Origin of the sequence: Halovibrio sp. HP20-59 (assembly GCF_033052795.2) — a bacterium.
Lineage (GTDB): Bacteria > Pseudomonadota > Gammaproteobacteria > Pseudomonadales > Halomonadaceae > Vreelandella.
The window spans coordinates 51880-78601 of record NZ_JAWJUW020000001.1; the positions used below are offsets into that span (position 1 = coordinate 51880).

The 26722-nt window shown below is 54.9% G+C and carries 25 protein-coding genes; 10 read left to right on the forward strand and 15 right to left on the reverse strand.

Going from position 1 to position 26722, the window contains the following annotated elements; all coding sequences use genetic code 11:
• Window positions 1–43 precede the first annotated feature (43 nt).
• Both glnE and RZA33_RS00280 read left to right on the forward strand, forming a co-directional pair.
• On the forward strand, window positions 44–3016 hold the full coding sequence (glnE, locus tag RZA33_RS00275) for a bifunctional [glutamate--ammonia ligase]-adenylyl-L-tyrosine phosphorylase/[glutamate--ammonia-ligase] adenylyltransferase (protein ID WP_317505848.1): 2973 nt from the start codon (window positions 44–46) through the stop codon (window positions 3014–3016).
• Window positions 3017–3073: 57 nt separating this feature from the next.
• On the forward strand, window positions 3074–3970 hold the full coding sequence (locus tag RZA33_RS00280; RefSeq protein ID WP_317505849.1) for an AEC family transporter: 897 nt from the start codon (window positions 3074–3076) through the stop codon (window positions 3968–3970).
• Between the two features lie 74 nt (window positions 3971–4044).
• On the opposite strand, the gene RZA33_RS00285 is transcribed toward RZA33_RS00280, so the two are convergent.
• The gene (locus tag RZA33_RS00285; protein WP_317505850.1) at window positions 4045–4404 is read right to left on the reverse strand and encodes a hypothetical protein; all 360 of its coding nucleotides are present in this window, start codon (window positions 4402–4404) and stop codon (window positions 4045–4047) included.
• Window positions 4405–4610: 206 nt separating this feature from the next.
• Here RZA33_RS00285 and RZA33_RS00290 point away from each other — a divergent pair, with 206 nt between their 5' ends.
• The 4 genes from RZA33_RS00290 (at window position 4611) to RZA33_RS00305 (ending at window position 8488) form a co-directional block, all read left to right on the forward strand.
• Complete coding sequence (locus RZA33_RS00290) at window positions 4611–6236, forward strand: BCCT family transporter (RefSeq protein ID WP_317505851.1); 1626 nt, start codon at window positions 4611–4613, stop codon at window positions 6234–6236.
• A 30-nt stretch (window positions 6237–6266) separates the two neighbouring features.
• The gene (locus RZA33_RS00295; RefSeq protein WP_317505852.1) at window positions 6267–6446 is read left to right on the forward strand and encodes a hypothetical protein; all 180 of its coding nucleotides are present in this window, start codon (window positions 6267–6269) and stop codon (window positions 6444–6446) included.
• A 127-nt stretch (window positions 6447–6573) separates the two neighbouring features.
• Complete coding sequence (locus RZA33_RS00300) at window positions 6574–7923, forward strand: MFS transporter (protein ID WP_317505853.1); 1350 nt, start codon at window positions 6574–6576, stop codon at window positions 7921–7923.
• A gap of 37 nt (window positions 7924–7960) precedes the next feature.
• Window positions 7961–8488 carry a retropepsin-like aspartic protease gene (locus RZA33_RS00305; RefSeq protein WP_317505854.1) on the forward strand — a complete coding sequence of 176 codons (528 nt, stop codon included), beginning with the start codon at window positions 7961–7963 and terminating at the stop codon, window positions 8486–8488.
• A gap of 96 nt (window positions 8489–8584) precedes the next feature.
• Here the strand turns inward: RZA33_RS00305 and RZA33_RS00310 are convergent, their stop codons facing one another.
• A complete protein-coding gene (locus RZA33_RS00310; protein WP_317505855.1) occupies window positions 8585–8725 on the reverse strand; it encodes a hypothetical protein in 141 nt (46 codons plus the stop codon).
• A 235-nt stretch (window positions 8726–8960) separates the two neighbouring features.
• On the opposite strand from RZA33_RS00310, the gene RZA33_RS00315 reads away from it, so the two are divergent.
• Window positions 8961–9719, forward strand: a complete 759-nt coding sequence (locus RZA33_RS00315; protein WP_317505856.1) for a winged helix-turn-helix domain-containing protein — start codon at window positions 8961–8963, stop codon at window positions 9717–9719.
• Between the two features lie 20 nt (window positions 9720–9739).
• On the forward strand, window positions 9740–11335 hold the full coding sequence (locus RZA33_RS00320; RefSeq protein WP_317505857.1) for an ATP-binding protein: 1596 nt from the start codon (window positions 9740–9742) through the stop codon (window positions 11333–11335).
• On the opposite strand, the gene RZA33_RS00325 is transcribed toward RZA33_RS00320, so the two are convergent.
• Window positions 11298–12236: a LysR family transcriptional regulator gene (locus RZA33_RS00325; protein ID WP_317505858.1), complete on the reverse strand. Its 939-nt coding sequence runs from the start codon at window positions 12234–12236 to the stop codon at window positions 11298–11300. The genes RZA33_RS00320 and RZA33_RS00325 overlap by 38 nt on opposite strands.
• A gap of 131 nt (window positions 12237–12367) precedes the next feature.
• Between RZA33_RS00325 and metE the strand changes: the two genes are divergently transcribed.
• On the forward strand, window positions 12368–14665 hold the full coding sequence (metE, locus tag RZA33_RS00330) for a 5-methyltetrahydropteroyltriglutamate--homocysteine S-methyltransferase (RefSeq protein ID WP_317505859.1): 2298 nt from the start codon (window positions 12368–12370) through the stop codon (window positions 14663–14665).
• Between the two features lie 66 nt (window positions 14666–14731).
• Here the strand turns inward: metE and ppk1 are convergent, their stop codons facing one another.
• Window positions 14732–16921, reverse strand: coding sequence for a polyphosphate kinase 1 (ppk1, locus tag RZA33_RS00335; protein ID WP_317505860.1), 2190 nt, complete (start codon window positions 16919–16921; stop codon window positions 14732–14734).
• A gap of 107 nt (window positions 16922–17028) precedes the next feature.
• Window positions 17029–18039 carry a porphobilinogen synthase gene (gene hemB / locus RZA33_RS00340; protein WP_317505861.1) on the reverse strand — a complete coding sequence of 337 codons (1011 nt, stop codon included), beginning with the start codon at window positions 18037–18039 and terminating at the stop codon, window positions 17029–17031.
• Between the two features lie 158 nt (window positions 18040–18197).
• Here hemB and elbB point away from each other — a divergent pair, with 158 nt between their 5' ends.
• On the forward strand, window positions 18198–18857 hold the full coding sequence (elbB, locus tag RZA33_RS00345) for an isoprenoid biosynthesis glyoxalase ElbB (RefSeq protein WP_317505862.1): 660 nt from the start codon (window positions 18198–18200) through the stop codon (window positions 18855–18857).
• 186 nt (window positions 18858–19043) lie between these two features.
• Here elbB and tatC read toward each other — a convergent pair whose 3' ends face one another.
• From tatC to hslV, 10 genes are all read right to left on the reverse strand, one after another.
• A complete protein-coding gene (gene tatC / locus RZA33_RS00350; protein ID WP_317505863.1) occupies window positions 19044–19835 on the reverse strand; it encodes a twin-arginine translocase subunit TatC in 792 nt (263 codons plus the stop codon).
• Entirely contained in the window at window positions 19832–20302 is a 471-nt protein-coding gene (gene tatB / locus RZA33_RS00355) for a Sec-independent protein translocase protein TatB (protein WP_317505864.1), read from the reverse strand. Before tatB ends, tatC begins: the two co-directional genes overlap by 4 nt.
• Before the next feature lie 3 nt (window positions 20303–20305).
• Complete coding sequence (gene tatA, locus RZA33_RS00360; RefSeq protein WP_317505865.1) at window positions 20306–20614, reverse strand: Sec-independent protein translocase subunit TatA; 309 nt, start codon at window positions 20612–20614, stop codon at window positions 20306–20308.
• A 77-nt stretch (window positions 20615–20691) separates the two neighbouring features.
• Window positions 20692–21054: a phosphoribosyl-ATP diphosphatase gene (locus RZA33_RS00365; protein WP_317505866.1), complete on the reverse strand. Its 363-nt coding sequence runs from the start codon at window positions 21052–21054 to the stop codon at window positions 20692–20694.
• A 31-nt stretch (window positions 21055–21085) separates the two neighbouring features.
• Window positions 21086–22708: a ubiquinone biosynthesis regulatory protein kinase UbiB gene (gene ubiB, locus RZA33_RS00370; protein ID WP_317505867.1), complete on the reverse strand. Its 1623-nt coding sequence runs from the start codon at window positions 22706–22708 to the stop codon at window positions 21086–21088.
• On the reverse strand, window positions 22705–23352 hold the full coding sequence (locus RZA33_RS00375; RefSeq protein WP_317505868.1) for a ubiquinone biosynthesis accessory factor UbiJ: 648 nt from the start codon (window positions 23350–23352) through the stop codon (window positions 22705–22707). Before RZA33_RS00375 ends, ubiB begins: the two co-directional genes overlap by 4 nt.
• 58 nt (window positions 23353–23410) lie before the next feature.
• Entirely contained in the window at window positions 23411–24166 is a 756-nt protein-coding gene (gene ubiE, locus RZA33_RS00380) for a bifunctional demethylmenaquinone methyltransferase/2-methoxy-6-polyprenyl-1,4-benzoquinol methylase UbiE (RefSeq protein WP_317505869.1), read from the reverse strand.
• 152 nt (window positions 24167–24318) lie between these two features.
• Window positions 24319–24702, reverse strand: a complete 384-nt coding sequence (locus RZA33_RS00385; protein ID WP_317505870.1) for a DUF971 domain-containing protein — start codon at window positions 24700–24702, stop codon at window positions 24319–24321.
• Window positions 24703–24737: 35 nt separating this feature from the next.
• Entirely contained in the window at window positions 24738–26060 is a 1323-nt protein-coding gene (hslU, locus tag RZA33_RS00390) for an ATP-dependent protease ATPase subunit HslU (RefSeq protein WP_317505871.1), read from the reverse strand.
• Between the two features lie 66 nt (window positions 26061–26126).
• Window positions 26127–26660, reverse strand: a complete 534-nt coding sequence (hslV, locus tag RZA33_RS00395; protein ID WP_317505872.1) for an ATP-dependent protease subunit HslV — start codon at window positions 26658–26660, stop codon at window positions 26127–26129.
• Window positions 26661–26722: the final 62 nt, after the last annotated feature.

The window sequence follows — 26722 nt, forward strand, 5'->3', positions numbered from 1 at the left end:
GTATTTTTTAACCCGGCGCGAGGCGCTTGGTAGCGAGGTGGTTATGCAAGTGAACGACAATTTTTTGCCGTTGGCAGCGCTGCCAGCGTCGTTACAAACCGCGACCCAAGCCGCTTGGGAGCGGTTAAGCGAATCGCTAAAACAGGCCGACAATGTTGCCGAAATGACCCAGCAGGAATTGCCTTCCAGCAGCTGGCAGGCGCTTTCGAAGCCGCGGCGAGAGGCTCTTGCCCGGGTACTGGCCATTTCAACCTTTGCGCTGGATACCCTGGCGCGTTACCCCGAGTGGCTGGTCGAGCTGGATGTTGGCGGTGAACTGGACACCCATCCAGAGCGTGATGAGCTCGCCAGTTGGCTGAATGAATTACTTGAACCCGCCGAAGACGAGGAAGCTATGCAGCGGGCGATTCGGCGTTTTCGTCGTAAGCGTATGCTGGGTATTATTTGGCGCGACCTGAATCGTCCTACCGGGCATCGCATGTGGGACACGGCGCATGCGGTATCCGAGCTGGCCGAGTTATGCTTAGACGCAGCGTTGACATGGCTTGAACAGTTTTACGCGCCGCGCTGGGGCTTGCCGGCCCCCCGCCAGGACGGCTCGCCGCAACGTCTGGTGATTTTGGGTATGGGTAAACTGGGAGCGGGGGAGTTGAATCTCTCCTCCGATATCGACCTGATTTTTGCTTTCCCCGAAAAAGGCGAAACCCAAGGTGGCCGTAAGTCCTTAGAGCATCAGGAGTATTTTACTAAGCTGGGGCAAAAGTTGATTGCCGCACTGGATGCCATGACCGCAGACGGCTTCGCCTTCCGCGTCGACATGCGCTTGCGGCCATTGGGTGACGGCGGCCCGCTGGTGGGATGCTTTGCCATGCTTTCCAGCTATTATCAGGATCAAGGCCGTGAGTGGGAGCGTTACGCGATGCTCAAAGCGCGCCCCGTGGCGGGCGACCGAGACGCAGGCGACGAGCTACTGGCTGGGCTGCGGCCCTTTGTGTATCGCAAATATCTGGATTTTGGCGCCATTGAGTCGCTGCGCGAATTGAAGGCAATGATCAATCGCGAAGTGAAGCGCAAGGGCATGCAGAACAATATCAAGCTCGGCCCTGGCGGTATTCGCGAGGTTGAATTCGTGGTGCAGGCGTTTCAGCTGATTCGTGGCGGCCGTGATACGGAGCTACAGGTTACCTCCCTGAAAACCGCGCTCAAACGCTTGCCCGAGCTAGGCTTGTTACCGCAAGAAGTCGTTGATGAGCTGCTGCCCGATTACGCCTTTTTACGCGATGTCGAGCACGCACTCCAAGCGCTGGAAGACCGCCAAACACAAACCCTGCCCAGCGATGATAACAATCGTGAACGGGTGGCCTTCGCCATGGGGCATGAAGACTGGCCGGGGTTAATCGCTCAGTTGGATGAAGTGCGCGAGCGGGTGCGTCAACACTTCGACGCGGTGATTGCCGACCCCGAAGAGGATGTCGAGGAGGCCAACAACGACGACCAGCTGGGTTTGGCTCATTGGCGGCTTATTTGGCGCGGCGAATTAGAGCCGGAGGAAGCCAGCGCGCACCTCGCCGAGGCGGGGTTCAACGAGCCTGACAAAGCATTGAAAAGGCTGCATAGTCTCTACCACTCACGTCAAGTGCAGAGCATGCAGCGGATTGGTTTTGAGCGCTTGGATGCGTTGATGCCACTATTGCTCGATGCGGTGGCTGATAGCGAAGCGCCGGATGTTGCGCTGGCCAGGGTACAGCCGTTGATCGAAGCGGTGCTGCGCCGCACCGCCTACCTGGCGCTGCTTCGTGAAAATCCCCAAGCGTTAGAGCACTTAATGCACCTGTGTGCCGCCAGCCCATGGATCGCCGAACAGCTGGCGCGTTACCCCATCCTGCTTGATGAGCTGCTAACCCCGGAAACGCTGTATACCCCCGCCGATAAAGCGCTTCTAGCCGATGAGCTACGGCAAACGCTGAATCGCCTGCCGGAGGATGATGAAGAGGCGCAGCTTGAGGCGCTACGGGTGTTCAAGCATGCCCAAACGCTGCACGTGGCGGCGTCGGATGTGGCGGGGACGCGCCACTTGATGAACGTCAGTGATTACTTAACCTTTATCGCGGAAGTGATTTTAGACGCGGTATTAGCCATGGCGTGGAAGCATATCACCCGCAAGCATGGCGTTCCTGAAGGGCTGAACACGCGTGAAGCTGAGTTTCTGATTGTCGGCTACGGCAAGCTGGGGGGGATTGAACTGGGTTACAGCTCTGATTTGGATCTTGTGTTTATTCACAATAGCGACGGAAAGGACGAAACCGACGGCCCGCGCCCTATCGATACCCCGCTGTTTTTTACCCGGTTAGGCCAGCGGATTATCCATCTGCTCACGGCGGTGACACCGGCGGGTAGTCTTTATGAGGTCGATATGCGCCTGCGGCCATCGGGTAACTCTGGCCTGTTGGTGACCTCTCTAAAAGCCTTTGCTGACTATCAGCGCCAGAATGCCTGGACCTGGGAGCACCAAGCTTTGGTAAGGGCACGTGTGGTGGCGGGCAGCGAGGCGCTAGCCGAGCAATTCAGACAGTTGCGAGGGGATATTCTAGGCGCCCACCGCGATAAAGCCGCGTTGCGCGAAGAGGTGGTTAAAATGCGCCATAAAATGCGCGATCACTTGGGCAGTAAAGCCACCAGCGACAACTTTTACTTAAAGCACGATGCCGGCGGTATGGTCGATATCGAATTCCTCTGCCAATACGCAGTGTTAGCGCTGGCTCACCAAACCCCAGCGCTACTCACCTACAGCGATAATATTCGTATTTTAGAGGTGCTGACTGAAGCGGGGCACTTACCCCATGAAGAGGCGGAGCGCCTGCGCGAAGCCTATCTGGTTTATCGCAGTGCCATTCATCGGGCGGCGCTCACCGGTGAAAAAGCCAGCGGTGAGGGTGAAGAGTTCCGTGCTCATCGCGATATCGTCACCGCGCTCTGGCAGCGTTTTCTTGAGCCTTCCAGCGCTGATAACCACTAGTCAGACGGCTAATCAGGAAGAAACAGTGATAACAAGGAATAGGGCAGGGTGGCCCGTATGATTGGACATATTCTGGCTACTCTACTGCCGGTGTTTTTAATCGCCGGTTGTGGCGCTGTCTATGGGCGCTACCGTACGCCGGATATTCGCAGTCTCAATACGCTCAATATGGAGCTGTTCGTTCCGCTATTGGTATTCGCTGTGCTGGCCGACCGTCAAGCGCCGTTGGCAGAATATGCCTGGCTTGCTATGGCGGCTATTGCGGTAGTGCTTGGCTCGGGGGTGGTGTTGTGGCCGCTGGCCAAGTGGTTAAAGCTGGATAGCAAAATTTTCCTTCCCCCGATGATGTTCAATAACGCCGGCAATATGGGCGTGCCGCTGCTGGTATTGGCGTTTGGTGCTGAGGCGCTGCCCGCGGCGGTGGTGGTATTTATTGTTGAAATGCTGCTGCACTTTTCGGTGGGGCTTTACATGCTCAACCCGCGCACCTCGCTGTGGCGAATGCTGCGTATGCCCATTGTACTCGCGAGTCTGGCAGGCTTAGCGGTGAATATCAGTGGGCTACCGCTGCCTGGTTGGCTGCTAGAGGCGATGCATATGCTGGGTGGGGTATGTATTCCGCTGATGCTGTTTGCGCTGGGGGTGCGGCTACTGGAGATTGATTTTAGCGATTGGCGTACAGGTATGTTGGGGGCGGTGCTTTGCCCGCTTTCCGGATTAGTGATTGCCTTGCCATTAATGTGGTTATTGCCGCTAAATGCGCTGCAGTTGGCGGTACTGCTGGTGTTTGCAGCGCTGCCCCCTGCGGTGTTGAATTATTTGGTCGCAGAGCAGTACCAGCTAGCACCACAGAAAGTGGCTTCGCTGGTACTGATTGGTAATCTGGGGAGTTTGGTGGTAATGCCGCTAACGTTGGCCGCGGCATTTACCTGGGTGTATCCGCCTCTGTCATAAATGACACAACACTAGATGCACAGAACTAAATACAGAGCTTACAGTGTGGCGTGAAAAAGTGACTAATTGCTTAACTAACGTTCATCTTTAACTTCATAGCTGCCTTCTAAAGTGTCCTGATGACCTGGACGGCTGTGCGTAGACGTGTGCCCGTGAGAGTTGCCACTGCCGATATCTTGCGCCTGTTGAGCGCGCATCTGTTCCATACGCTTTTTCATTTTATGGCGCACAAACGGCATCATGGCCCAGCCGATTAATAAGAAAAATAGGCCAAGTACCACGCCTACTATCATTAGTGCGCCAAACGCTAACCACGTGAAGAGTAGCTTTAAACTGCCCGCCAAGCCGGTCGGTTGGGTCTTCGCTGCACGGGCACGCCATTGGTTAGCCGCTTGCCATGCCGCATTGCGTTGGTCGCGATTCATCTGTGGCATAAAAGCCTCCATCGGTTATTCGCCAAGATTGGAACCTGGAAGTGGCCGCAAGTTCAATTTTGAGGCGGGAAGCAATGTCGGATGGCGCTGGAAATAATCAAGGGACAATCCGCGAGCTAGAATGCGGTTAAGTTTTTCAACTGTTAGAGTACTGAGTTGTACAAGCACGGTCTAAGTGCGCAATGCTTATTTAACAGGATGTTTATATGGCAAATCATGGAGGCAAGTCGGTTTTCATTGCATCAGTAGTGATTATTTTCGGCTTGGTGGTTGTTGGCGCAGTATTTCCTGTGGGATTTGCTCGTGTGGCAGAAGGGGCGCTAACAACTATTACGGAGTTGTTTGGCTGGTTTTACCTGTTTTCTGTGTTTGGATTTGTGATTTTCCTGTTTGGTCTGGCACTGAGTAAATATGGCAAGGTGCGCTTAGGTCCCCAGGACAGTCGGCCCAACTATACGTTTTTCTCGTGGATTAGCATGCTGTTAGCCGCAGGCTTTGGTGTTGGGCTGGTCTTCTATGGCATGGCGGAACCCATGTTTCATTTTATCGCGCCACCCTATGGCGACAGAACCGCCGAAACCGAAGCGGCCGCCCGCTACGCTATTCAATACAGCTACTTTAACTGGGGTATTCACCAGTGGGCGGCCTTCTCGATTGTCGGTTTGATCATTGCCTATTTCCAGTTTCGTAAAGGGCAAGCAGGGCTGGTCTCTTCTGTGTTGTCGTCGATAACGGCCAAGCATCCTAAAATTCGGCCCTATGCTTCCTGGCTGGATGTGTTTGCGGTGGTTGCTACTGTCATGGGCGTCGCTACCTCGCTTGGGTTGGGCGTGCTACAGATGAACGGTGGTTTAAACGCCGTGTTTGGCCTGCCAGAGAACGGCTTTTGGCAGTTTGTGATTCTGTTCGTGATGTTCTGCGCCTACATGGCATCCACCTGGTCGGGCTTGGATAAAGGCATTAAACGGCTTTCCAACCTCAATATGATTTTATGTATTGGGTTGATGCTTTACGTGCTGTTTACTGGCCCAACCGTGGCGATATTGGAAACCATCACAGTGGGTATTGGTGACTACCTGCAAAACTTTATCGGCATGAGCCTGCGCATTTCCCCCTATAGCGATAACGAATGGGCCAGTAGCTGGACAATTTTCTACTGGGCCTGGGTGATTGCTTGGTCGCCCTTTGTCGGTACCTTTATTGCCCGGGTATCGCGAGGCCGTACCATCAAGGAGTATGTGTTCGGGGTGCTGTTCGTACCGCCCCTGCTGGCCTGTTTGTGGATTGGCGTGTTTGGTGGCGCGGCGCTACACATGGAGTTGAATGGCACTGATATCGGCCTGGCCGCCGCGACTCAGGATAATATAACGGTCGCATTGTTTGAGATGTTTGAGTTGATGCCCTTTACCGGCGCGCTGTCGGTTGTCGCGATGATGTTGATCTTTATTTTCCTGGTCACGTCCGCTGACTCAGCCTCGTATATCGTGGCGCAAATGACCGACAATGGGTCGATCAATCCGCCGCTGTATAAGCGTGTCATTTGGGGGGTGCTAATTGCCGCTATCTGCCTAACGCTAATTGCATCAGGTGGTTTAACCGGCCTTCAGTCGGCATCGGTGCTGTCGGCGCTGCCGTTCACTTTTATTTTGTATATGATGGTGTTTGTACTAATCCAGGAGCTACGTGCAGACCGCAAAGCCATGCTAACGCAGCTTTATCGTCGTCATGGTGAAACGCCTGTAGGCGCTGACGCCTTCGAGGCTGAGCTATTGGGTGAAGAAGAGCGTCTGCGCCGTGCCCCTAGTGTGGTCAATCGGCGCATTAATAGTTAGCCTTGATGTAACTCAACTAAGTGTTTTGTTATGGGAGCAATGACACATGAGGCGATGTCGCTAATGGCACGGCAAGAGCGGCATGGGGCAACCCGAAGGCAGCCCAAAGGGGCTGGCTTTGACCGTTGGCTTGACCGAGTGCTAACGGTCACAGTGTTAACAGCCATCGTCATTGGCCTCTCCGCTGTTGCGGCTCACTGGCTGCTGTAAGAATGCATGTTTCTAGCATGGCGTCCGGCTTTATGCCGGGCGTTGTCACATCTCTACTCGATTCCGGCCATGGCGCCTTAACGGTGCCACCTGCTGGACTTACGGCTTCCCCTGCGAGATAACCCTAATGCTGGCTGCTAACGCTGTTGAAGTAACGGATACCTACGCGTCGCGTCGCGAAATATTCGGCTGGGCAATGTTTGATTTTGCCAATCAGGCCTACACGCTACTGATTATTACCGTGGTATTTGGCGAGCTTTTTACTACCGTCATTGTGGGGGATCGGGGCGATAACTTCCGACTGGCTAACTTTTTGTGGAGCCTGGCCCTGGCGATTAGTTATCTAATGGTGGTGATTACCGCGCCGCTGTGCGGTGCCGTGATGGATTACCGGGCGGAGAAAAAGCGCTTTCTGCTGATTAGCTACTTTGCGACCGTGGTGACCACGGCAATGCTTTACTTTGTTGAGCCCGGCTATGTCGTGATTGGGCTGATATTGATTATCCTGTCTAATTACGCTTACTCCATGGGTGAGTCGTTTATTGCTGCTTTTTTGCCTGAACTTGGGCCGCCAACGTCATTGGGTAAAATCTCCGGCTTCGGCTGGGCGTTAGGCTATATTGGCGGGTTATTCGCAGCTGGCTTTACCTTGGTGGTACTCGGTGAAGCCAGCGCTGAAAATTTTGATCGCATCCGCTGGGTCGGCCCCTTCGCTGCCGGTTTTTTCCTGATTACCGCTATTCCTACTTTTTTATGGTTAAAAGAGCGGGGTACCCCCGAACCCCTTGGTGTCTCCTATCGCCATATCGCCGTAACACGTATCACCAAAACGTTACATGAATTGCGCTACTTCAAGGATTTGAGCGTATTTTTAATATCGCTGTTGTTCTCAATGGCCGGTGTTTACATCATTATTGCTTTTGCGTTCATTTATGGCGCCCAAGTGATTGGCTGGGATGAAAGCGTGCGCAATATCATGTTCATTATTGTTCAGGTCACTGCTGCGGCTGGGGCGTTGGGGTTCGGTTGGCTACAGGACAAACTTGGCGCAAAGCGTACCTATTTGATGACACTGACGCTTTGGGTGCTGGCTATTATGGCGATCTGGGCGACGCCAGAGTTAACCCAGTGGTTTAATAGGCAGTTTGGTCTACAGTGGCAAGCCCAATATGTGTTTCTGGTGGTCGGCTGCTTAGCAGGACTTAGTCTCGGTTCCAGCCAGTCGGCGAGCAGGGCCTTAGTCGGCCTGTTTTCCCCCTTGGCTAAATCGGCGGAGTTTTTCGGTTTCTGGGGGTTAGCCAATAAGCTGGCGGGCGTATTGGGCATTGTGATGCTGGGCTTATTGCAAACCCTGGTGGGCTTGCAAGCATCCATTTTATTATGCGCTGGCCTGTTTGCCATCGCGATGTTGATTTGTGCCGGGGTCAATGAGAGCCGCGGTCGGGAGGCCGCGCTATCCTGGAAAAAATCAACATAATACCTAGCTAAGCGCCCTTACCTTAGTGAGGTGAAGTATGGCAACGCACATGGCAAGACCGGCTGCTCAGCGCGGCGGTATTTTTATGATGCTGCTGTTCTGGGTATTGTTAATAGCGGTGGGCACTTGGTGGATACACGGAGGCCTTGAAGATATGATGCGCCCCAATGCCAATGTGGTGCATACGCTGCCGGCAGGAGAGCCCGTCACTTTACAGCGAAACCGTGCTGGGCACTTTGAGGCGCCGGGGCGAATTAACGGCAAGCCGGTAACTTTTTTACTCGATACGGGCGCCACCTATGTGGGGGTACCGGCCGATTTGGCAAGCGAACTCGGCTTGGAACCTGGCCGCAGTGCTTGGTTTAATACCGCTAATGGTCGAGTTGAAGGATCGCTAACCGAGCTAGACGAGGTTTCGCTAGGCGGCCTAAAAGCACACAATGTTCAAGGCTCAATTAGTCCTAATATGGAACGAGATACTGTACTGCTCGGTATGAGTTTTTTGAACCTCTTAACGATTGAAATACAGGCAGGGGAGATGGTGTTGAGTCTCCCCGAGCCATAAGTTCTGTTCGTGAACGAATCGCTGGTATAACTGACTATAAGTTTAAATCAAAAAAGGCAGGCCGATTGGCCTGCCTTTTGGCAACTTGAGTGTTGGTCACTCAATTGTGTCATTGCCTTCGTCAGGTGGCGACTTGTAATGACCGGGGATTTTTAACTTTTCTCCGTTGGGCAGGTCGCGCACCTGGGTTGGAACATAAACACGTTTAATCACACTTTTGGTTTTACTATTTCCCATGGCAGGTTCCTCCTGTCAAATTGTCGACAGTTAGCCCTTTCACATTAGCTCTCGCTGGTGCGAGAATCAAGTATTAGGCGAAACGTATTTGCCCATCAGCTCGCAATGGTAACGACAGAAGCGGGAGTTTGGATCATTTTGGGTTATCCTGTGAACCATCAAAAGGTCATCTGCGTTGGTAAAGGGGTGAGCGGATGAAAAGATAAACGGCCTATAAGCGGAGTGTACACAAAGGATGGTAGATCATTTGGAACAGCAATTTCAGGCGCTTGAGTCGCAAGAGTCTGTAATGCCTGATTATCCCGGTCAAGATCATATCCTGATCATTGAGGATGACCAGCGTCTGGCCGAACTCACCCGAGATTATTTGGAAGCCAATGGTTTTCAAGTAACGCTAGAAGCCAATGGGGCTAAAGGGGTTGATCGTATCTTGACGCTACAACCTGATTTAGTGATTTTAGATTTAATGCTACCAGGCGAAGACGGCTTATCGATTTGTCGCCGAGTAAGGCCCAACTTTGCGGGGCCTATTATGATGTTAACCGCGCGCACCGATGACCTTGACCAAGTCTTGGGTCTTGAAATGGGCGCCGATGACTATGTGCCAAAGCCTGTTCAGCCACGGGTGTTGCTAGCCCGGATGAGGGCTTTGCTGCGCCGTGCCGACGCACCTGCACCCAATGGCGAAATGCGGTTGCGTTTCGAAAACCTGGAAATAGATAACGCCACCCGCGAAGCCCGACTCTCGGGTGAACGAATCGACTTAACCAGCGCCGAATTTGATTTGCTCTGGCTGTTGGCTCGCAATGCTGGGCGCGTGCTTACCCGCGAGGAGATATTCAGCGACTTGCGGGGCATTAAATACGACGGTCAGGACCGCTCTATTGATGTACGCGTATCACGCATTCGACCCAAAATCGGCGATGATCCCAATCAGCCCCATCGGATCAAAACCGTGCGTAGTAAGGGTTATCTTTTCGTCAAAGATAGTTGATTACTCAAAGGAGCGGCTTCATGCAGCGGGTGCTCAGTAGCGGCTCGTTTTTACGCTTTTATGTGTTGCTGGGCTTAGCGCTGTTGGTCGTGTTTGTGATTGCCCTAGCTGGACGCTCTTTTATTGAACAGGTGCGTCGCGAAGACTATCGCGAACAGCTTGCCGCGTTACCCATGTCGCTCATGACCCAGCGGCTCGCCGATATACCCGCGGCTGAGCGTGGCCCACTGCTTGAACGTTTTTCAGAACGGTTGGCCTTGCAGCTCACTTTGATCCCGGTTAGCGATGCTGAGCTTAGCTATTTTGAACGGGAGCGTTTGGAAAAAGGCAAAATCCTGGTTACTGAAAGTCCTTGGTTGTTGCAGCAGCGTCTGCCCGGTGAGGCGCAGTTGCTGCAAGCTAGGCTTAATGACTGGAATGAACATCAGTGGCACGGTAGCGTGGCACTGCTGGGCGATTGGCTAGCTAATCAGCCAGAGGGCGAGCGTGAAAGTCGCCTAGCGGCGTTAAGCCCAGGTAGCTGGCCGCTGCAGCTAATCGACGCGTTACCGGCTGAGCTAACGGCGACACAGCAAGCACAGTTAACTAGCGGCAGCGTAGTGACAAGGCTGCTGTCCGATCAACTGTCGGTGACGCTTCTCTATCAGTTGCCGGGCGAAGCTGAGTGGCTACAAGCGGGCCCTATTTCCCGTGGCGATACGCTGCCACCGAATTTACACCTGCCTCTATTAGTGGGGCTGATGATTGTTCTCAGCCTGATTATCTATTTGATCATGCGCAGCATTGAAGCTCGCATGGCACGGCTGGAATTGGCTGCCACGCGGATCGCCAGCGGCCGCTTGGAAACCCGTGTAAAGGTAGAGAGCGGAGACTTCTTGGGTCGCTTGGGCATGGCATTTAACGGCATGGCCAATCAGGTACAGAGCCTGCTTCGCGGCCAGCAGGAGATGATCCGCGCGGTGTCCCACGAGTTACGCACCCCGGTAGCGCGCATTCGGTTTGCCGTGCAGATGGTCGAAGACATGACTGATCAGCCTGCCATCCGCCGCCAGTTACAGGGGATCGATGCCGATATTGCCGAACTCGACGATCTGGTCGATGAAATCCTTACCTATGCACGCTTAGGCGGAGAATCGGTGAATGGTGCCGAGCTTGACACCTCGTTGGTAGAGTGTCGCGCCATGGCGGAGCGCGTGATTGATACGCTCTCGCCGCTGCATAAAGGTTTAACACTATCGCTCGCCCCTGGCCCTGAAATTGAGCTGATGGCAGAGCCGCGCTATCTACAGCGCGCGGTGCAGAATCTAGTCGGTAACGCCTGCCGCCATGCTGAATCCAGCGTGCTGATTCAGCTCTGGGATGAGCCCAGTTTAGTGCGTATTGATGTCGAAGATGACGGCCCCGGTATTGCGCCGGAAGCGCGCGCCGACATTTTTAAGCCCTTCGCCCGGCTGGACGACAGCCGCGCCCGTAGCTCCGGCGGCTATGGGCTAGGGCTGTCGATTGTGCAGAAAATCATGGCTGGGCACGGCGGCAGCGTCACTATCGACACCAGCCCCAACTTGGGCGGTGCGCGCTTTACGCTGCTGGTTCCGCGTCGCGATCCGCTGGCCTAATCCCCGACAGCACCGCAAAAGAGGTTTCTCGCGCGGTGCGTAAAAAATCCTGCATCCACGGCGCTTCCCGTGTTTCTTCACGAATCGCCGCATATAGCGTGCTCCATACCCCCTGCTCGCCCAGTTTTACCGCGCTAACATAGGCGCGTTCCAAGTATTCGGTGAGCGCCCAGTTGGGCAGCGCACAGACACCGCGCCCGCTGGCAACTAGCTGCATCATCATAATGGTCAATTCGGCGGTGCGGATCTCCCTAGGGCGCACATTCGCCGGTTGCAAAAATTGGGTAAAAATATCCAGCCGAGCCTGTTCGACGGGATAGGTAATCAAGGTTTCATCGGCGAGTGCCTGGGGTTCAATAAAGCCCCGGCCTGCAAACGGGTGCTGTCGGGCGACGGCCAGTAAGCCCTCATAGCGAAACAGCGGTGCGTAGTGAATGCCCTCTAGGGGCTGAGGGTCGGCGGTGATCACCAGGTCGAGCTGTTCACGAGCAAGCGCCGGCAGTGGGTCGAAGTGGTGGCCGCTGGGAATATCAATTTCCACCTCCGGCCAGTGGTCGCGAAAATAATCCACAGTGGGCATCAGCCACTGGAAGCAACTATGGCACTCAATGGCCATATGCAGACGACCCTGTTCGGTACCTGCTAAGCGCGCTAGGTCACGCTCTGTCTGGTGTACTTCGGGCAGTATTTGGTCGGCGAGTTCGAGCAGCCGCAGCCCCGCGCGGGTAAATTCCACCGGGCGGGTTTTCCGCACAAACAGCGGGCTATCGACCCGGCTTTCAAGGTCTTTAAGCTGATGAGAAAGCGCCGACTGAGTTAGATGAACGCGTTCAGCGGCGTCGACGAGCGAGCCAGTTTCGCGCAAAGCCAGCAGCGTACGGAGGTGGCGTAGTTCAATCATGACATTGCTCAATCATAGCGTCTTGTGGCCATAGTGATTATTTTTCATCTTAAACATTAAAAACTTTAGTTTGATTCACTGAGGTGTGGTGCTCAGACTGTGCGAAATCATTCACGTTGGTAGGGTTCATCATGACAGTTTCTCATATTCTCGGCTATCCCCGTATTGGCGCTCGGCGGGAGCTCAAAAAGGCCACCGAAGCCTACTGGAAAGGCGAGTGCTCGCGTAGCGAGTTGGAAAGCACCGGTCGTGAGCTGCGTTTGCGCCACTGGCAGGCCCAGCAGGACGCTGGGTTAGATTTTGTTAGCGTGGGCGATTTTGCTTTTTATGATCAAGTGCTTAACGTGTCGGTGGCGCTAGGGGCGGTGCCTGCCCGCTTTAACGCCCAGGCTGAAGTCGCGGGTGGCGATATCGACCTCGACACGGCTTTTCGGATGGCACGTGGCCGAGCGCCTAGCGGCGAACCCGCCGCGGCCTGTGAAATGACCAAATACTTCGATACCAATTACCACTATCTCGTCCCGGAGCTACACGAAGGGCAAACCTTCAATCTGGCCTCCAACCGCCTATTTGACGAAGTGGATGAAGCGTTACGTGCAGGCTTTACCCCCAAGGTAACGCTAACCGGGCCGCTAACCTGGCTATGGTTAGGCAAAACCAAGGGTGGCGACTTTGACCGCCTAACGCTGCTCGACAGTGTGCTCAATGTATATGGCGAAATATTAGCGCGGCTCGCCACCCAGGGTATCGAGTGGGTGCAGCTGGACGAACCGGCGCTGGTGCAGGACCTGCCGCTGGCATGGCAGCAAGCTTACGAGCAAGCTTATCATCGCCTACAGGCGGCGCCACTGAAACTGTTAGTTGCCACTTACTTCGGAGGGGTGGGCGATAACCTGTCGCTGGCAACCCGCTTGCCCGTGGCGGGGTTGCACATTGATGCCGTGCGCGCGCCGCAACAGGTAGACAGTGTGATTGACCGCCTTGGCCCGCATCAGGTGCTATCCATTGGCTTCGTTGATGGTCGTAATATCTGGCGGGCCGACCTCGCAGCACTACGCGAACGCTTGCTGCCATTAAAAGTACGCCTGGGCCAGCGGCTTTGGCTGGCACCGAGTTGTTCACTACTCCATGTGCCGGTGGATTTGGAGCAGGAAACGGATTTGGGGGCTGAGTTAATTAGCTGGCTGGCCTTCGCGCGGCAGAAGCTTGGCGAAGTGGTGACCTTGGCGCGCTTGATCGATAACCAGGCCACGCCCGCCGATGAGCAACGTTTGGACGAGGCTACGCGGGCACTCGATGCTCGGCGAGATTCAGCGCGCATTCATCAAGCGGCGGTCAGCGAGCGTTTAGCGGCGATCAACCCCGCCGATAGCCAGCGCCAAGCGCCTTACCCCGTGCGTGCAGAAGCCCAGCGGCGGGCACTCAAGCTGCCGCTGTTTCCGACGACGACCATTGGCTCTTTTCCGCAGACCAATGAGATTCGTGCTGCTCGGCGTGCGTTTAAAGCCGGTGAGCTTACCAAAGCCGACTACGAAGCCCGCATGCAGGCCGAGATCGCCTATGCCGTCGAGCGTCAACAAGCGTTGGGTATTGATGTGCCGGTGCATGGCGAGGCCGAACGCAACGACATGGTGGAGTACTTTGGCGAGCAGCTTGAAGGCTTTGCCTTTACCCGGTTTGGCTGGGTGCAGAGCTACGGTTCCCGCTGTGTGAAGCCACCGGTAATTTTTGGTGATGTTTCACGTCCTGCGCCGATGACCGTTCGCTGGAGTCAATACGCCCAGACACTGACCGATAAACCCATGAAAGGCATGCTCACAGGGCCGGTGACCATTTTGCAGTGGTCGTTTGTGCGCGATGACCAGCCGCGGGAAACCACCTGCCGCCAGATTGCCCTGGCGCTTCGCGATGAAGTGCTCGATCTGGAAAAAGCCGGCATCAAAATTGTGCAGATTGATGAACCGGCGCTGCGCGAAGGACTGCCGCTGCGCCAGAATGAGTGGCAGGCTTATCTTGACTGGGCGGTAGAGAGCTTCCAACTAAGCGCGGCAGGCGTTGCCGATGCCACTCAGATTCATACCCATATGTGCTACTCGGAGTTCAACGATATCATCGGTGCGATTGCAGCACTTGACGCCGATGTGATCACCATCGAAACATCGCGCTCGGATATGCAGCTGCTGGACGCCTTCCAGGACTTCGCTTATCCCAACGAAATCGGCCCGGGGGTTTACGATATCCACACCCCTAATATTCCCGAGGTGAGCTGGATGGTCGATTTGATGGAGAAAGCCCTGGAAAAAATCCCCGCCGAAAGGCTGTGGGTAAACCCAGACTGCGGCCTAAAAACCCGTGGGTGGGCGGAAGTAGAGCCAGCGCTAGCCAATATGGTGGAAGCCGCCAAGGTACTGCGCCAACGCTATGCTTAATTAAATGATTGTAAGTAGTGGGCACTTACTGTTTTTGTAAGTGCGCTCGATACTGATTTTCTTTCACTAGCTTTTTGATGCATAGGCGTAGAGCAGGGTTTCCTGGGCGCTAATGGCATCACCTTCGCCATGATCCTGGAGCCGGTAGCTGCCGTCTGTCTGCAGCAGCCAGCTCTGGCAGTTATCGACCAGATAGGTTTCCAGGTCTTTGCGTACCCGGGTCGCAAGTTTCTTATCCAACAGCGGAAAGCAGGTTTCCACACGGTGGAACATGTTGCGCGACATAAAGTCGGCGCTGGAGCACCAGGTTTCTGGCTTGCCATCATGATGGAAATGAAACACCCGCGTGTGTTCCAGAAAACGGCCAATAATCGAGCGTACACGGATGTTATCTGAAACGCCTGTTACGCCCGGTTTCAAGCAGCACATGCCGCGAATGATTAAGTCGCATTCAACCCCCGCCTGAGAAGCACGGTAGAGCGCTTTAATCAGCTTGGGCTCGGTTAACGAATTGCACTTAATGATGATGTGCCCACGCTTGCCCTTACGCGCTATTTGCGCTTCACGGTCGATCATTTCCACCAGCCGCTCGTGCAGGGTAAATGGCGCGTGCAGCAGGGTATCGATTTTACGTGCGCGGCCCATCCCCGAAAGCTGTTGGAAGACCTTATGTACGTCGGCGCATAGCGCTTTATTGGCGGTCAGCAGGCTGTAGTCGGTGTACAGCTTGGCGGTTTTTGAGTGATAGTTGCCCGTGCCCAAGTGTGCGTAGTAGCACAGTTCCCCTTTCTCACGACGTACAATGTGCAGCATCTTAGCGTGGGTTTTATACGCCATAATCCCGTAGACGACGATCGCCCCGGCTTCCTGGAGGCGCGAAGCGAGCTGCAGGTTATCGGCTTCGTCAAAGCGCGCCCTCAGCTCAATCACTACTGTGACCTCTTTACCCTGGCTGGCGGCGTCCACCAGCGCGCTGACAATTGGGGAGTCTGCGCCCGTCCGGTAGAGCGTCTGTTTCACAGCCAATACGTTCGGGTCACGCGCCGCTTCGCGCAGCAGATCCTCAATGGGGGTAAACGACTGGAAAGGGTGATGCAGCAGGATGTCGTTCTTGGCAATAGCGTCAAACAGACTGCCTGCTTTGAGCGCTTTGGGAATGCTTGGCGTGTATGGGCGATAGACCAGATCGGGGCGATCAACATCGCCGAGCACTGACATCATCCGAGTTAAGTTCACCGGCCCTTTAACGCGATACAAATCATCATTCTGAAGTTCAAACTGGCGCAGTAAAAAATTGATTAGGTCATCGGGGCAGTTGTCGGCGACTTCCAAGCGTACGCCGCTGCCATAGCGGCGGGCTAATAGTTCACCACGTAGCGCCGATGCCAGGTCTGACACCTCCTCGGGGTCTACGCTCATATCCGCGTTGCGGGTCAGCCGGAATTGGTAGCAACCGCGCACGCGCATACCAGGAAACAACTCTTCAGCGTGGGCGTGGATCATCGACGATAAGAAGACATATTCTGAAAAGCCCTCCTCGCATAGCTCCTTGGGCAACGCCATTAAACGCGGCAGCGAACGCGGCGCCGGTAATATCGCCATACCGCCAGCGCGTCCGAAGGCATCTTTACCTTCCAACTCGACAATAAAGTTGAGGCTTTTATTGACCAGGCGCGGGAAGGGATGGGAGGGATCAAGGCCAATCGGGCTGATGACCGGCATGATTTCGTTATCAAAAAATGCCCGGCCCCACTCTTTTTGCGCCTCGGTCCACTGGTCGCGGCGACGAAAACGCAGTCCCTGGGTTTCTAGGGAGGGCAGCAGGGTGTCGTTGAGTATCTGATACTGTCGATCGATTTGCGCATGGGCAACTTGAGATATTTCCGCCAACACCGCTTTGGGCAAACGGCCATCGGCGGCGGCGGTTTCATCGCCTAAGGCAATTTGGTGCTTTAGTCCCGCTACGCGTATTTCAAAGAACTCATCCATATTGGATGAGAAAATCAGCAGGAACATTAACCGGTTAAGGAGCGGGTGGGCATCGTCAAGTGCCTGTTCCAGCACGCGAATGTTAAATTGAAGATGCGATAGCTCACGGTTGAAATAGAGCTGGGTGTCGTCAAGATCGGTTTCCGTTAGCGCTTCTTTTGCTTGCACGCCTGTGGGGGTACGATTGATGCGCAGCGGCATATCGCTGTCGTGGCTGGTTTGATCAGGAGACGATACTGGTATGTGCTGTGAATCTTGCTCGTCCATGGTGGATCCCCCCGCGTCGCTGGCTTAAACGTATCATAATGGGTTACTGGTATTTTTACCCAGTATGCGGGGAGAAGATGACAAACAAGTGTCACCTGATTGTCATCTTAGCGCTGTTGCAGTAGTCGAGCCGCGTCAAGGGCGAAGTAGGTCAATATACCGTCAGCACCCGCACGCTTAAAGCACATCAACGATTCCATTATCACTGGTTCTGCTTCCAGCCAGCCGTTATCAAAGGCTGCGCGGTGCATGGCGTACTCGCCGCTGACTTGATAGGCAAACGTCGGTACTCTTAACTCATCTTTTACTCGACGGACGACATCCAAATACGGCATACCAGGTTTCACCATCACCATATCAGCCCCTTCGGCGATGTCCATGGCTACTTCGTGCACCGCTTCGTCGCTATTGGCGGGGTCCATCTGATAAGTGCGCTTATCCGCTTTGCCTAGGTTGGCGGAGGAGCCCACCGCATCGCGGAAAGGACCATAATAGTGAGAGGCATACTTGGCGCTGTAAGCCATGATGCGCACGTTGTGTAGGTGCTCTTGCTCCAGCACCTGGCGAATGGCGCCAATGCGCCCGTCCATCATATCGGAGGGGGCGACTACGTCGGCACCTGCTTCGGCGTGGGAAAGCGCTTGTTTGAGCAGCGTATCCACCGTGCGGTCATTTTGCACGTAACCGTGCTCATCGAGAATGCCGTCTTGGCCGTGGCTGGTATAGGGGTCAAGCGCCACGTCGGTAATGATACCCAGCTCAGGTAGCGCTTCTTTAAGGGCGCGCACGCAGCGCTGCACTAGCCCGCTTGCGCTGTAAGACTCTTCCGCGAGTTCACTTTTCTGCTCAGGCCCTACGACGGGGAACAACGCTAGCGCCGGAATGCCCAGGGTATAAGCTTCCCGGGCTTGCTCAATCAGCAGGTCGATAGACAGCCGTTCAACACCGGGCATTGAGGCCACGGCTTCGCGCTGGTTTTCCCCTTCCAGCACAAACACTGGAAGAATGAGATCGGACGGCGTTAAGGTTTTTTCCTGCATTAAACGACGTGAAAAATCATCGCGGCGCATACGGCGCATTCGAGTAGCAGGGAAGTGGCGCGGAGTCGGTGTGCTCAAGAGAATTCTCCATTAAGGATCGTAAATGTAGGCTTGATGGCAGTATATCAGGCATACCCTGCGGCGAAAGCCGTCTTGTGGCGACACGGCAGAGTGATTAGAGTAAACGGCTGCTTTGCTGTATTGCGTTCAGCAGACCCTGGGATAAGGAGATAGGCATGACCAAACAGGTGGCAGTTATTTTGGCTGGCTGCGGTGTTTACGATGGTTCTGACATTTATGAAACCACATTGACGCTGCTGCGCTTGGATCAGTTGGGCATTGGTTACCGCTGTTTTGCCCCTGATATTGAACAGCATGACGTCGTCAATCATCTTACCCAAGAGGTGGTCGATGGCGAGCAGCGAAACGTGCTCCAGGAGTCTGCCCGCTTGGCGCGGGGCGAGATTAGCCCGCTGAACGCGCTAGTCGCGGATGATTTTGAGGCGGTGATCGTGCCGGGTGGTTTTGGCGTTGCCAAAAACCTGTCGGACTTTGCCAGCGCTGGTGACAATATGCAGGTGCTAGACGCATTAAAACAGGCGTTGAGCAGTTTTCGGGCAGAGGCCAAACCGATTGGCTTAATGTGTATTGCCCCCGTACTAGTGCCCCGCCTGTTCGATGATGGTATTGCGGTGACGGTGGGTAACGACCCGGCGGTTTCAGGCGCCATCAGCGCCATGGGCGGACTACATCGCAGCTGCGGTGTGGAAGATATTGTCGTTGATATAGAACATCGCGTGGTCACTACGCCTGCGTATATGCTGGCAACTCGGATCAGCGAAGCGGCGATTGGTATCTTTAAGCTGGTCGATCGTGTTGCTGACATGATGGACTAAGTCTTGGCCGCAGCACTGAAGCCGTATTGAGCGTGGATGTTCACTGAATAGATAAAGGTAGTTAAGATAAAGTTAGTTAAGATAGAGTCGTCAATTGAGATAAAAGTAGTCAAGATATTGAGAGTTAAAAAGCCGCCGCCCTCATTGGAGGGCGGCGGCTTTTTTAGCTGGTTAGCCTTTATGCGGCTACTGGTCTGCCTCTTGCTCTTCGGCGGCTTCTTTCTCGTCTTTGCGCTTACGCACCAGACGCCCAAACAGTAGCCCGACTTCGTAAAGCAGGTACATGGGAATCGCCAGCAGGCTTTGCGAAATCACATCCGGTGGCGTTAGCACCATGCCGACGATAAAACAGCCTAGCAGGATATACGGGCGCTTTTTAGACAGGCTTTCCACCGTGGTGGCACCCGATAAAATTAGCAAAAAAGTCGCGATGGGGATTTCAAAGGCCACCCCAAAGGCAAAAAACAGCTTTAGAACAAAGTTCAAATACTGGTTGATATCGGTCATGACAGCGACGTTTTCAGGCCCTGTTTGGGTAAAAAACTCAAACAGCAGCGGGAACACCACGTAATAGGCAAACGCCGCGCCGCCGTAGAAAAGCGCAATGCTTGAGGTCAAAATAGGGATCGCCAGGGCCTTTTCATTATCGTAAAGACCCGGCGCAATAAATGCCCATGCCTGGTGCAATACAAACGGAACGGCGATAAAGACGGCGACTACCAGCGTGAGCTTAAACGGTGCTAAAAACGGCGAGGCTACTTCAGTGGCGATCATCTGCGAGCCTTCGGGCAGCAGCGCCATCAGCGGTTCGGCAACAAACGTATAGATGTCGTTGGCAAAGGCGTAGAGGCCCAGAAAGATGGCCAAAATAACGATCACGGCACGCATCAACCGCGAGCGAAGTTCGATTAAATGTTCTATCAGCGGCGCTTGTTGTTGGTCTTGTTGGGGCTCCTTTGAATCGCTAGGCATACTCATTGGTGATTACGATCCTTTTCAGATTCAGCCTTTTCAGATTCAGCCGGAGTGCTCTCGGAAGCGCTCGGCGGGGAAGATGCGGAAGTAGACGCGGGATCTTCACGCACTGTTTGTAGCGCGTCATCCAGGCGGGAGCTGGCCTTGGCGACACGCTTCTCCGTTTCGCTTTGTGCCGCGTCTTTCGGCGCTGTTTCCCTCCCAGTGGGAGCGTCGGCAATGCTTTCTACCTCCAGCTTGGCTTTTTTCAAGCTATCGTCGAGATTTTTCTGCTGATCATTAAGCTTTTGACGTAGCTCTTCTGCTTCCAACTGGGCGCTAATTTCGCGCTGCATGCCGGATACCGTGCGCTTGATTTTGCCAATCCACATGCCTGCCGTGCGGGCGGCGCGCGGCAAGCGCTCCGGGCCAAGTACCAACAGCCCGACGATGCCAATAAGCATCAGTTCAAGAAAGCCGATATCCAGCATGGGTTATTTGCGCTCTTCGTTGCGTTCTTCTTTAGGGCGTTCTTCCGCGGGGCGGCCCTCCGCGGCACGTTTCTCTTCGGCCTGAACGTCGTAAGTGTTGCCCGGCTCTTCGTGGCTTACTTTGGCATGCGGCTGGTCAGCGTCTTGTTGATCGTCCTCTTTATTTTTCTCTTCGTCGTTGATGGCTTTCTTAAAGCCTTTTACCGCCCCACCGAGGTCGGTGCCCACATTACGCAGTTTTTTGGTGCCGAAAACCAGGATGATGATGCCCAGAACAATCAGCAACTGCCAAACACTGATACCACCTAACATATGCATTTCCTCACAAGAGCAGATTAACGTTCGTTGTTACCATGGACTGTTGCGACTATACGACAGTTTATATGACCTTATGGCTGGCGGGCGGCTTTTTCCTCATGGCCTGAAATGCCAAAGCGTTTTGCCAATTCGTCTAACACGCTTTGATGATCCATCCCCAGGTGTGACAGCATTACCAAACTGTGAAACCACAGGTCGGCGGTTTCAGAGATCACCGCTTGGCATTCCGCCTCGCCACCATGCTCGGCATCTTTGGCGGCAAGCACCGTTTCGGTGGCTTCTTCGCCAATCTTTTCGAGTATCTTGTTCAAGCCCTTATGATGCAAGTAGGCAACATAAGAATTTTCCGCTGCTGCATGGCGCCGCTGTTTTAACACCTCATTGAGCGTATCTAGCACATGCGCATTGCTCGGCGATAGTGAATTGTTGTCCATGTGAATCCTTATCATCGTTGAATCACGCGCTTTATTGCCACACTAATAGCAGTAGGCCGATGGCGGCTGCCGCTAGTATCGGCCACTCTTGCAGTGCAATCCAACCGCTTAATGGCTGCCAAGCGAGTGCAATCGCCAGTAAAATTAAGCCTAGCCGCAGTCGATACAAGCGCTTGCCCTGGCGCGCCATCTGCACGCGCATAGCATTGATTGAGTCGACCTGCTGGTGGCGCTGACGGTGTTCGTGCTCCATGCGGCTGAGCGCTTGGTGAGCCAGTACGGGTAGTTCGGGCAACTGGTGCGAAAGCTCAGGCGCTTGGCGCTTTAGCGACTCCCATAAACCGGTCACGCCAGCGCGCTCTTTCATCCACTGCTCTAAATAGGGTTTGGCGGTGCTCCACAGGTCTAAATCGGGATACAGCTGGCGCCCCAGGCCTTCAATGTTAAGCAGCGTTTTCTGCAACAGTACCAGCTGCGGCTGCACTTCCATATTAAAGCGCCGCGCGGTTTGAAACAGCCCCAGCAGCACTTGGCCGAAGGAAATATCTTTTAGTGGCTTTTCTAAAATCGGCTCGCAAACGGTGCGAATCGCCGCCGCGAACTCGTTGGCGCGGGTGTTCTCACCGACCCAGCCGGACTCGATGTGCAGCGCGGCGACTTCGTAATAGTCCTGGTGGAAAAACGCCAGTAAGTTACGCGCCAGGTAGTCCTGATCTTCCCGGGTGAGGCTGCCTACAATGCCGCAGTCGATAGCAATGTACTGGGGGTCTTCAGGGTTATCGCAGTTGACAAAAATATTGCCGGGGTGCATATCAGCGTGGAAGAAATTGTCGCGAAATACCTGGGTAAAAAAAAGTTCGACACCGCGCTCGGCGAGCTTTTTGAGGTTGGTGCCGCGGGCTACCAACGTGTCTATGTCGGCGACGGGAATGCCGCGAATGCGTTCCTGCACCATCACGTTGCGGCGGGTGAAGGACCAATAAATACTGGGGACATAAAGCAGCGGCGAGTCTTTGAAGTTACGCTTGAGTTGCGAGGTGTTGGCCGCTTCTTTGTAGAGATCAAGCTCGTCAAACAGCGTGGCTTCGTAGTCACGAATGACTTCCACCGGGCGTAGACGACGCGCTTCGGGGACTTTGGCAAGTAACTTGGCAACTTGGTACATCAGCGCCATGTCCTGGCGCATCACGCGATCAATGCTGGGGCGAATAATTTTCACCACCACGTCTTCGCCGCTGTGCAGCCGGGCCGCGTGTACCTGGGCAATTGACGCCGAGGCTAAGGGCACGCGGTCAAACTCAGCAAAGGCTTCTTCCAGCGACATTTCTAGCGCTTTCTCAATCCGGGCGGCGGCAAGGTCGCCTGGAAAGGGGGGGACTTGATCTTGCAAGCGCTTTAGCTCGTCGGCGATATCGCCGGGCAGTAAGTCGCGGCGGGTCGAAAGCATTTGGCCGAATTTGATGAAGATCGGCCCCAGCGCTTCTAAGGCCAAGCGTAGCCGTTCGCCTCTAGAACGCTTGCCCAGGGGCAATAGGCGAAGCGGCGAAAACCATAGCATGACCCTTAGCCACCAGGGCAGACGCGCTAACGGCAGCAGTGTATCCAGTCGGTGGCGGCTGATCACCCAGCTGATCCGTAGCAAGCGTAGGCTCATGAGCGTTGCTCCGGCTGATGCTGTTCCAGGCGTCGCTGCAAGCGGTTTAAGCGCGCTTCCAGGCGGTCAGTCGCCACCTCTAGCTCGGTGAGGTGTTCGCGCAAAACGTTGCGTTGTTGCCGCCCGGGTAGCAGGCGCGCCTCTTCAAAGACGTACTCAGAAAGATCCTGCATTAGTTCATTTTTGGTGCGCAGGCCCCAGCGCGCGGCGCGGCGTAGGCCCTCCGCTAGCGAATGGGCGGGCATGTCTCCCAGCCAACGCGCCAGCTCGCTCTCCCAGTCAATGTCTAGGTCTAAGAGCAGTTCGCGGGTCGCTTCGAGTAGATGAACACGCCCACGGATGGCCAGCTTGCCGTCAAACATAAGGCGTTCAACCGAGGCACCACTGATCCACTCTGAAAACGTTTCTGGGGTGAGCTCTACCACTGCGTCTACGTCGGTTTCATCAACGTCATCGCCGCGCATCAGGTCCAGCCCGGCATGATGGTAGTGGATCACCAGTTCAAGGTGGGGTTGTTCGAGGCGCACCAGCAGGCGGCTGCCAGCTAGCGCGGCCAGCCGTGCGGGGGCTGCCGGGTCACGGGCGAGCAGGGCGTTGAGCGTGCGTTCACAACCGGCCAACAGCAGGGTCGGGGTTACCAGCATGCTGACCTCTGGGTTGGTGGCATGGGGCAGTTTGTTGACGTCTTGCCGTTCGCTAAGGTCATAGCTTAATGCCGCGGTGCAGGGCCACAATACCGCCGGTCAGGTTGGTGTACTCGACCCGCTCAAGCCCGGCATCTTCCATCATGGCTTTAAGCGTTTCCTGATCCGGATGCATACGAATCGACTCCGCCAGATAGCGGTAGCTTTCGCCATCACCGGCGACTAGCTCGCCCATTTTGGGCAGCAGGCGGAAGGAGTACTCGTCATACGCTTTGGAGAGCAGCGGGTTATTAGGCTTGGAGAACTCCAGCACCAAAAGACGCCCGCCGGGCTTGAGGACACGCGCCATGGAACGCAGCGCGGCATCTTTATCGGTGACGTTGCGCAGGCCAAAGGCAATAGTGATGCAGTCGAAGCTATTATCAGGGAACGGTAGGCTTTCAGCATTGGCTTGAACGTACTCAACGTTGCCGCCCACGCCATTATCCATCAACTTGTCGCGGCCAACTTTAAGCATCGAGGCGTTGATGTCGGCCAGTACCACTTTACCGCGCGGGCCAACCAAACGGGAAAACTTAAGCGTTAAGTCCCCTGTGCCACCCGCGATATCCAGCACGTGGTGGCCAGGGCGCACGCCCGCGCGCTCAATGGTCATGCGCTTCCATATCCGGTGAATGCCCATCGACATCAGGTCGTTCATTACATCGTAGCGGGCAGCCACGGAGTGAAAGACATCGGCCACTCGCGAGGCTTTTTCATCAACCGGAACTTCCTGAAAACCAAAATCAGTGGTGCGTTTTTCTGTGGGGCTCATGGGGCAGTAGCTCCCGAATTCGAGGCGGTGGCAAATCGGCCTTAGGTCTTTTGACCTTAAGGCCGACGCGATTAAAAGTTAACGCTATTGTAGCCTTGTCCACCCTGGCTTGTCTGCCCAGCTTGTTTGCCTGGTTTGTTTGAGTGGTGCCGTTACAGTTGTTTGAATTGAATACTGGCGGGCTCACGTGAGGCTCCGGCCTCTTCCAAGCGATGCAAGTAGTTGTTCCAGTAATCTTCCTGATGTGTCGCTAGCTCATACAGATAGTTCCAGCTAAACAGTCCGCTGTCATGGCCATCGTCAAAGTGCAGTTTCAACGCGTAATTGCCTGCCTGACTAATGTTTTGCAGGCCAACGTCTTTTTTACCCACTTGTAATACCGCGGTATCGCCGCCGTGGCCACGCACCTCGGCAGAAGGGGAATAGACACGCAATAGCTCCACCGGCAGACGAAAGGTTTCACCGTTGGCGTAGCCAAGTTCCAGCTCGCGGGCCTGCTTATGGTAGTGAACCCGGGTAGGAGTAGGAGCGTTCATTAGTGGGCCTCGTTACTGATAGCGGTTAGCTCAGCTTATAAAATATAGCGCGACAGATCTTCATCAACCGCCAGTTCGCCAAGCTGAGCATTGACGTAGTCACCGTCAATCAACAGCGGGCTGTCCATATCGCCGCCCCGGAAAGAAGCTTCTTCCAGCAGCCGCTCCATCACGGTGTGCAGGCGACGGGCGCCGATATTTTCGGTGCCTTCGTTAACCTGCCAGGAGATCTGCGCGATACGCTCGATACCGTCCGGGGTAAACTCAATGTCGAGCCCTTCGGTGGCCAGCAGCGCCTGATATTGCTTGGTCAGCGAAGCGGAAGGCTCGGTGAGGATGCGCTTGAAGTCGTTGGGCGTAAGCGCGTCGAGCTCAACGCGAATCGGCAGACGACCCTGAAGCTCCGGAATCAGATCCGATGGGCGCGACAGGTGGAAAGCGCCGGAAGCGATAAACAGGATGTGATCGGTTTTGACCATGCCGTGCTTGGTCGAGACGGTCGAGCCTTCGATCAAGGGCAGTAGGTCACGCTGAACGCCCTCGCGGGAAACTTCGCCGCCGCTGGACTGACCGCTGCCTTTGGCGACCTTATCAATCTCATCCAGAAACACGATGCCATGCTGTTCTACAGAGTAGATGGCGCGGGATTTGATCTCTTCCTCATTGACCAACTTACCAGCTTCTTCATCGCGCAGCAGCACCAGCGCTTCTTTGACCGTTACGCGGCGGTTTTCGCGCTTTTGCTGGCCCATGTTGGAAAACATGCTTTGTAGCTGGTTCGTCATTTCTTCCATGCCCGGCGGGGTCATGATATCGATGCCTTGACCTTGGGCGGAAATCTCGATGTCGATTTCCTTATCGTCTAACGCGCCCTCGCGCAGTTTTTTGCGGAAGGTCTGGCGGGTGCCGCTGTCTTCGCGTGGCTTATCTTCCTGACCGCGTGGCGGCGGCAGAAGCGCGTCAAGCACGCGTTCTTCGGCGGCATCGGCAGCGCGGTGACTGACTTCCTCTTTGGCCTGTTCGCGCACCATCTTGATCGCCGCTTCCATTAAGTCGCGAATGATCGATTCAACATCGCGTCCTACGTAACCGACTTCGGTAAATTTGGTTGCTTCGACTTTGATAAACGGGGCTTTGGCCAGTTTGGCAAGACGCCGGGCTATTTCGGTTTTACCCACGCCGGTGGGGCCAATCATTAAAATATTTTTGGGGGTCACTTCTGGGCGCAGGTCGTCGTCCAGCTGCATGCGGCGCCAGCGGTTGCGCAAGGCAATAGCAACGGCGCGCTTAGCGTCTTGCTGGCCAATAATGTACTGGTCCAGGGCGTGGACGATTTCGCGGGGTGTCATCTGAGTCATAAAAGTAACCTTTGCGTTCATTAACTGACGTTTAGCGAGCGGTATTCACCAAGCGGCACTGGCGCATTAGCGTTCGTCAACCGATAGTTCTTCAAGCGTCACGTGGTGGTTGGTGAATACGCAGATGTCACCAGCGATAGACAATGACTTCTCGGTGATTTCCCGCGCAGACAGTTCGGTATTTTCCAGCAATGCACGCGCACTGGCTTGTGCATAGTAACCTCCGGAGCCAATGGCAATGATGCCCTGCTCGGGTTCAACTACGTCACCGTTGCCAGTAATGATCAGCGAGGTGCTATGGTCCGCGACGGCGAGTAGCGCTTCTAGACGGCGCAGGGCGCGGTCGGTGCGCCAGTCCTTCGCCAGCTCAACGGCGGCCTTGGTCAAATGGCCTTGATATTTCTCCAGCTGCGCTTCGAAGCGCTCAAACAGCGTGAAAGCGTCAGCAGTGCCGCCGGCAAACCCGGCCAACACCTTGCCACGATAAAGGCGACGTACTTTGCTGGCGTTACCTTTCATTACGGTATTGCCTAGCGATACTTGCCCGTCGCCAGCAAGGGCGACGTGGTTGCCGCGACGAACGGAGACAATGGTGGTCATGGAGATAACTCCTTGGGGGGAGGCTCGCTCCCGATGACTGGTAGACCGCTCTATAAGCGGCC